At 73.2% G+C, this 7553-nt stretch carries 5 protein-coding genes; 3 read left to right on the top strand and 2 right to left on the bottom strand.

Annotated features, from left to right (window positions below; genetic code table 11):
• Both KS423_RS32530 and KS423_RS32525 read right to left on the bottom strand, forming a co-directional pair.
• On the bottom strand, window positions 1-1278 hold a 1278-nt coding region (locus KS423_RS32530), incomplete at its 3' end, for a sensor histidine kinase KdpD (protein WP_263455464.1).
• Between the two features lie 452 nt (window positions 1279-1730).
• A complete protein-coding gene (locus KS423_RS32525; protein ID WP_374120069.1) occupies window positions 1731-3008 on the bottom strand; it encodes an acyl-CoA dehydrogenase family protein in 1278 nt (425 codons plus the stop codon).
• Between the two features lie 417 nt (window positions 3009-3425).
• Here KS423_RS32525 and KS423_RS32520 point away from each other — a divergent pair, with 417 nt between their 5' ends.
• The 3 genes from KS423_RS32520 to KS423_RS32510 form a co-directional block, all read left to right on the top strand.
• Window positions 3426-4499, top strand: a complete 1074-nt coding sequence (locus KS423_RS32520; RefSeq protein ID WP_224283347.1) for a GAF domain-containing protein — start codon at window positions 3426-3428, stop codon at window positions 4497-4499.
• A gap of 224 nt (window positions 4500-4723) precedes the next feature.
• Window positions 4724-6310, top strand: a complete 1587-nt coding sequence (locus KS423_RS32515) for a lipase maturation factor family protein (protein WP_224283348.1) — start codon at window positions 4724-4726, stop codon at window positions 6308-6310.
• A gap of 287 nt (window positions 6311-6597) precedes the next feature.
• Window positions 6598-7553 (top strand): hypothetical protein (locus tag KS423_RS32510; RefSeq protein ID WP_224283346.1); only part of this gene is annotated, 956 nt, incomplete at its 3' end.

Genomic DNA, 7553 nt, shown 5'->3' with positions numbered 1-7553 from the left:
CGCCTGTCCGAAGCCGTCGGGCGCGGAACCGAGCGCGGAACCGGAACCCGGACCCGAACCGGCCCTCGCCCCCGCCCCCGGCTGCGGGTCGGACGCCGGGGCCCGGGTGATCCGGGCGCCCGACGGCAGGCCGGGCACCGTGGCCGACTGCCCGGCCTGCTCCAGCAGGGCTGCGGGCACCAGCACCACGGCCCGGGTGCCGCCGTACGGGGAGGGCCGCAGGGAGACCTGGACGTCGTGCCGGGCGGCCAGGCGCGCGACGACGAACAGGCCGAGCCGCAGGTCGTCGCCGAGTGCGGAGACGTCCAGCTCGGGGGGGTTGGCCAGGTACGCGTTGAGCCGCTCGTACTCCTCCTCGGTCATGCCGAGCCCGCGGTCCTCGACCTCGACCGACAGGCCCTCGGGGACCTCCTGCGCGGAGACCTGCACCTGGGTGTACGGCGGGGAGAAGGTGGTGCCGTTCTCGACCAGCTCGGCGACCAGGTGGATGACGTCGGCGACGGCCTGCCCGTCGAGTGAGACACGCGGTATGCCCTGGACGACGACCCGGGAGTAGCTCTCGGTCTCCGAGACGGCGCTGCGCAGCACGTTGACCACGGGCACGGCGTTGCGCCAGCGCCGGGCGGGCAGGGCGCCGCCCAGGATGACCAGGTTCTCGGCGTTGCGCCGCATCCGGGTGGCCAGGTGGTCGACCGCGAACAGTTCGCGCAGCAGCTCAGGGTCCTCGTGTTCGCGCTCCAGCGCGTCCAGCATGCTGATCTGCCGGTGGATCAGGATCTGGGTGCGCCGGGCGATGTTGAGGAAGACCTTCTTCGTCCCCTCGCGGCCCTGGGCCTGGTGGACGATGGCGGCGACGGCGGCCCGGCGGACGGCGGCGAGGCCGTCCGAGGCCTGCTGGACGTCGTCGCCGGTCCGCCGGGACGGCGCCCAGAGGGCCGGGGCGGGCACCTGCTCCCCGGCGCGCAACCGGTCGACGACCTCGGGGATCTCCTGCTCGGCGAGCGCGATGGTGTCGGCCCGCAGTTCGGACAGCCGCGCGGACAGTGTCCAGGCGGCCCGGACGCCGCGGAACAGGCTGATCAGCACCACCAGGGCGACGACCGCACTGCCGGCCAGCAGCGCGGTGCGCTCCCCGGAGCCGCGCAGCAGGTAGGCGGCGTAGCCCCAGGCGGTGGCGAGACCCAGGCTGGGGACCAGCACGAGGCCGAGGAGCGGGCTGCGGAGGGAGCCGGACCGGCCGGCGCGGTGGCTCGTGCGGTGGGCCGATATGCCTGGCATCTGATTCCTTGCTGCAGGGCCGAGTCGCGGGACCGGGACGCCGGGTTCGGACCGGTGGGTCCGAGCGGCGGGTCGACCCCGTACGGCGCGGCCGGGCTTCAGGGCGTCGAGGCCGGGGGTTGCCGGAGCCGGTGACGTGCTGTCACTGGCCCGGCGGGGTGCAGCACGGCCGCCGACGGCACGGAACGCTATCAGCCCGGGACGCCGCCGACGCAACATCAACTGGCCGTTCACGCAGGGATGGTGGCGTTCGGGTGGACTTCGGTCCGGATGGTTCGCCGGCACAACGTAGCAGGTCGTGGGCGTCGGCCGGATCGGGCCGGCGGCCCCGGGAGGCCGGGGGCGGACCCCGGGGAATCCGTCAGGCACAGGTCAAGTGCCGCTGTGGCGGACGTCCGCCACATCCTCTCCGGCTTCCGGCCGCCGCCCTGCCGCCACCCTGCCTCCGGGCCTCAGCCCGCCAGCGGCATCGGCAGCACCCGTCCGCCCAGCCCCGGTGGTTTCTCCACCGGGGCCTCCCGCTGGGCGGTGAGTTCGCTCCAGGCCCAGCTGGTCACGTCGGACAGCTCCGCGGACCACTGCTTGCCGTACGTGCCCGAGGCGACCTGCCCGAGTCGCAGTCGCTGGACGTCCGAGGTGCCGGCCGGCGGGTAGACGTGGGTGGCGTCCCGCAGGTAGCGCTCGATGCCGAACTCGGGCTGGAGGCCCCGGGCGGCGTGGATCTCCATCGCGTTGCGCGCGGAGTCCAGCGCGTACTCGGTGTTGATGAGTTTGGCGTTCATCAGCTCGGCGTCGCAGGCGCGGCCGTGGTCGAGCAGGTGGGAGGCGTGGTAGGCGGCGAGCCTGGCGGTCATCAGCCGTGACTGCATCTCGCCCAATTTCAGCATGATGTTGGGCAGTTGGTTGAGAGGCTGGCCGTACAGGACGCGCCCCTCGGCGAACCGGACGGTGTCCTCGACGATCGCGGTGTGGATGCCGAGCGCGACGGCGGCGAGGTTGATCCGGCCGTAGAGGGTGGAGGAGGAGTAGGCGACGTCCAGCCCCTGCCCCTCCCGGCCGAGCCGGTTGCCGGCCGGAATGCGGCAGTCCTCCAGGAGGATCTCGCCGAAGCTGAAGCCGTGCAGCCCGCTCTGCGACCCGGGGGAGCCGGTGCGGAACCCGGGACGGTCGCTCTCGACCAGGAAGGCGGACAGGCCCCGAGTGCCCTGGCCGGTGCGCAGGACCACGCCGTGCACGTCTCCGATGTGGGAGTTGCCGACGAACCACTTGCGCCCGTTGAGGACGTACTCGTCGCCGTCGCGGGCCGCGGTGCCGGTCATCCCGAGCACGTGCCCGCCGGACTCCGGCTCGGTGACGGCGATGGTCGGCAGGCACTCCCCGGAGGCGAACCTCGGCAGCCACTTGCGGCGTTGGGCCTGGGAGCCGTAGTGGAGGACCTTGGCCACGCCCAGTTGGGAGGCCTGCGCGATCGAGCCCGCGGCCCCGCTGACCCGGGCCAGCTCCTCGATGACCACGGTCTTGGCGACGTGGCCCAGGCCGAGGCCGCCGAACTCCTGCGGGATCGTCACGCCGATCCAGCCCCGGCGGGCGATCTCCCGGGCCAGCTCGAACTCGATCTTCCGCTCGGCCTCCATCCTGGCCACCCGCGGACGCACCTCCTTCTCCGCGAAGTCACGGACCGCGGCGCGAAGGCCCTCGTGACGGTCGTCGGTGAAGTAGTCCATCGCCATGCTCCGGTCCTCTCGATGCGTGCGGTGCCGTGCCTCCGTCCGTGCCGTCGATGCCGCTCCGGCAACCCCCCCCCCACGGGGGGCGGTGGGTGTGCGGGAGTGTCGGCCGGTCGCCCCGGTGCGATCGGCGCATGCGTCACCGGGCGGTGTCCCGGTGGCGGGCACCGTCCGTGTCTTCGGCAGGGCTCATTGTTGTATGGGGTGCCGGGGCATCCCAGAGTCGATCTTGGATTGGCGTGATTCGGCCCGTCCTCACCGAGAGGGGTTTCGTTCCGGCCCGGGAAGGGAATCGATCTTCGCTTCCGTGACGGTCAGTCGATCGCTCGTCCACATGTTGTTTTGACTGGTCGTCGGCATGGTCGAGGATCGGCCGATCGGAACCGCTCGGTCGTTCTGATGTCTGGTTACATGTCCGCCATGACTGATGTGATGAGCACTCAAGGCCAGTTCCCGGGTGCCTCCGGGGAGTCCGCGCGAACCCGCAGGCTGCGCGGCCTTGGGCTCAACGACCCGTCCGCGGACGAGGCCTTCGACCGCTTCGCCCACCTGGCAGCCAGTATCACGCGCGCTCCCATCGCGATGGTCAACTTCATCAACGACGAGCGCCAGATGTTCCGCGGGCTCTACATTCCGCCAAGTTCGGCCGACACCACGGCCGAGGACGGATCGTCCTGGGCGGACCGCGGCATCGCCTTCGACCTCCCCACCCGCGAGATGCCGCTGAGTCACGGCTTCTGCCCGCACGTGGTCGCCCAGCGTTCCCCGCTCGCCCTCGACGACATCCTCGCCTACCCCCGGTTCGCCGGGAACCCGGTGGTGGACGAACTCGGCGTCCGCGCCTACCTCGGCGCCCCGCTCGTCGACGACACCAACACCGTCATCGGCACCGTCTGCGTGCTCGACCGGGAACCCCGGCAGTGGGGGCGCGAGCGGCTGCGCGACATCCAGCACCTCGCCGAGGCGCTGCTCTCCGAGATCCGGCTGCGCGACAGCCTGCTCACCCAGCGCCAGGAGATGTTCGCCGCCTTCGACGGCTCGCCGTTCCCCATCATGCTGACCGAGGGACCGGGCCAGGAGATCCGGTACGCCAACGCCCGGCACGCCGACACCTTCGGTGCGCCTTCGGCGTACGGCACGATCGGCGCCGCGTACCCGCAGCTGGGTGCTGCGGGCCTCGAACAGGCCGTCGCCGAGGCGTACCACACCGGTCGCACCTCCGTCCTCGACAACGTCCGGATCCAGTCCGCCCGTCCGGACGCCCAGCGCGGCCGGCAGGTCTTCAGCTTCACCTGCACCCCGTTGCGGGCCGCGCTCACCGGCCGGATCAACGGCGTCCTCACCGTCGGCATGGACATCACCGCCCAGTCCCGCACCGAGGAGGAGCTCGGCACGCTGGCCGCCCTGCTCGTCGACCGGCTCCAGCAGAGCGGCGCTTCCGTACCCGGCCGTTCGGCGATCCCCGGCGGGGCCGGTTCCGTCCTGCCCGGCTGAACGCCGGCCGGCGCGGACCGGCCACCACCGTGGCGGGGCGCCTCTCACCCCCGTGGAGAGGACCCTGCCACGGTGCCGTCCGGGAGCGTGAGTTCGCCGGGGTCCGGCGGTTCCGTTCCGGTGTCCTCCCGGGGCCGCCGCCCGGGCCGAGCGGGTGAACCGTTCCCGCTCCGCCGCCCCGGCCGGGCCCGCGCCGGGGCCGGTGGGTGGTAGGCATGGGCCGCATGGACTGGTTCGCCGCCCCCGACTACTGGCTGAGCCGGCTGCTCGTCCAACGCCTGCTCGCAGCCCTCTACCTGATCGGATTCCTGGCCGCCGCCGCGCAGTTCCGCGCCCTGATCGGCGCCGAGGGCATGCTTCCGGTGCCCCGGTTCACCGCCAGGGTCCCGTTCCGCCGGGCGCCCGGCCTGTTCCACCTCCACTACAGCGACCGGTTCTTCGCCGCCGTCGCCTGGAGCGGTGCCGCCCTCGCCGCCGCCGTCGCGGCCGGGCTCGGCGACGCCGTTCCGCTCTGGGCGTCGATCCCGCTGTGGGCGGTGCTCTGGGTCCTCTACCTCTCCATCGTCAACGTCGGGCAGACCTGGTACTCCTTCGGGTGGGAGTCCCTGCTGCTCGAAGCGGGCTTCCTCGCCGCGTTCCTGGGCAACGCCGACACCGCCCCGCCCGCCCCGGTGCTGTGGCTGATGCGCTGGCTGGTCTTCCGGGTCGAGTTCGGCGCCGGGCTGATCAAGCTGCGCGGAGACAGCTGCTGGCGCGACCTGACCTGCCTCCGGTACCACCACGAGACCCAGCCGATGCCCGGACCGCTCAGCTGGTTCTTCCACCACCTGCCCGATCCGCTGCACCGGGTGGAGGCCGCCGCAAATCATTTCGTCCAACTCGTCGTACCAGTCGGTCTGCTGCTGCCGCAGCCGGTCGCGAGCTACGCGGCCTGCGCCGTCCTCGTCACCCAGCTCTGGCTGGTCGCCTCCGGCAACTTCGCCTGGCTCAACTGGCTGACCATCGTCCTCGTCCTCGCCGCCGTGGAGCCGGCCCGCCTCGGCCTGCCCGTCCACGCCCGCGACCACCCCGGCACCCCGGTCTGGTACGAGGCGCTGGTGATCGCGCTGACTGCCGCCGTCATGGTGCTCAGCTACTGGCCGGTGCGCAACATGATCTCCCGCGGCCAGGCCATGAACCGCTCCTTCAACCGGCTGCACCTCGTCAACACCTACGGCGCCTTCGGCAGCATCAACCGGCTCCGCCAGGAGGTGGTGGTCGAGGGCACCGACGAGACGGTGCTCACCCCGCACACCGTCTGGCGCGAGTACGGATTCAAGGGCAAGCCCGGTGACGTGCGCCGCCTCCCGCGCCAGTTCGCGCCCTACCACCTGCGGCTCGACTGGCTGATGTGGTTCGCCGGCATCTCGCCCGCCTACGCCCGCCCGTGGTTCCTGCCCTTCGTCGCCCGACTGCTGTCCGGCGACCGCGACACCCTGCGCCTGCTGCGCCACAACCCCTTCCCGGAGGCCCCGCCGACCCACGTCCGGGCGACCCTCTACCTCTACCGGTTCACCGATTGGCGCGAACTGCGGGAAACCGGCGCGTGGTGGCACCGCATCGCGCTCAGCGAGTACCTCGCGCCGGTTGATCTGCATGCCCTCGGCCGGGCAGGCTTCCGGCCGCCGCTCGGCCGACGGGGGCCGGCGCAGGGACGCGGTGTCCGGGAGGTGCCGCTGGAGTGGTTCCGCCGGCGCAGCCGTCGGACCGGCCCCAGGCCCGACCGTCGGTCCGGTCCGTCCGCCGGAGAGCAGCGCGAGGAGCCGCGGTGAGGGGCCGCCGGGAGGAGCGGTGAGCAGCGGAGACACCCGTCCGGACCGACGCCGGACCACCCGGCCGGACCCCCCGGGTGGCGGCCAGGCGGGCGGTATGGCACACGACACCCGCCCGTCGGAGCGGTGGGTGCGTGCAAGGCTCGAACGGGCACCCGTATTCTGGGCCTCCACAACCGGCAGCCCGACCGCGCGCCCCCCGGCCCCGCCCAGGGGCGACCGCGCGCAACCGGTCCGCCGCCCCCTCGCCGCCAGCCCCGCCGCCGTCGCCCAGAACCGGACCTCACATGACAGTGCTTCACTCGCGCAACGCCGACGCAGCCGACCCGGCGGACGTCGCCGACGCCGCAGACGTCAAGGACCCCCAGGACGCCGCCGCGGAGCCCAACCTCCGCGAGGACCTCGGCCGCTACGCCGAGCTCGGGGCCTTCACGCTCACCGCCGAGACCCACGCCTGGTACGCGGCCGTCGACACCGTCGCCACTCCCGAGGACGCCCGCGCCGCCTCCACGGCCCTCGCCGAACTGCGTGGCAGCGACCTCCAGCAGACCTGGGAGGCCGTCACCGCCCTCGCCGCCGAAGTCAAGCTGGACGAGCCCGACACCGTCGCCAAGACCGCGCTGTTGGTCGAGATGCTCCAGCGGGTGCACCGCACCTCCGCGACCCTCTTCCCCGCCGCGTACGACGCCGACCTCGGCGCCCTCACCGCCGCCACCGCCGACAGCGCCTGGCGCCGCGAGAACGGCGTCAAGCTCTCCTGGCTGCGCGGCCGCTCGCTGCGCAAGCAGGCCGTTGCGCTCGCCACCGATCGCCGCATCCGCCGGGAGGACCTGCACGAGGCCCTTGCCTCCGCCGAGGTCGAGCGCCGCGCCTGGGCCGCACTGGCCCCGGTCGGCACCCTCCCGCGGGTGCCCGCCGACGGCGCCCTGGTCGACCGCACCGCCCAGGCCTTCGAGGCGATCAACACCGGCCTGCGCGGCCTCGCCCGGCTGCTGCCCGACCACGACCTGGACGGGCTGCCCTTCGCCGAGCTGATCGACCTGGTCGAGCGGCTCGCCGCCGACGAGGGCACCCTCTACCGCCTGCCCACCATCCGCGGCCTGCGCGTCGGGCTGGAGGAGGCCGGCCTCGCCGACCTGCTCGCCGAACTCGCCGTCGCCAAGGCCGACCGCCGCGCCGCCGAGGCCGCCTACACGGCCCGCCAGGCGCTGGTGGCCGGGCAGCGGGACGGGCTGGCGGAGCA

Source organism: Streptomyces sp. LS1784, assembly GCF_020103755.1.
Taxonomy (GTDB): domain Bacteria; phylum Actinomycetota; class Actinomycetes; order Streptomycetales; family Streptomycetaceae; genus Kitasatospora.
The sequence above is the reverse complement of the archived record's forward strand: the minus strand, read 5'-3'. Positions and strand labels throughout refer to the sequence as shown.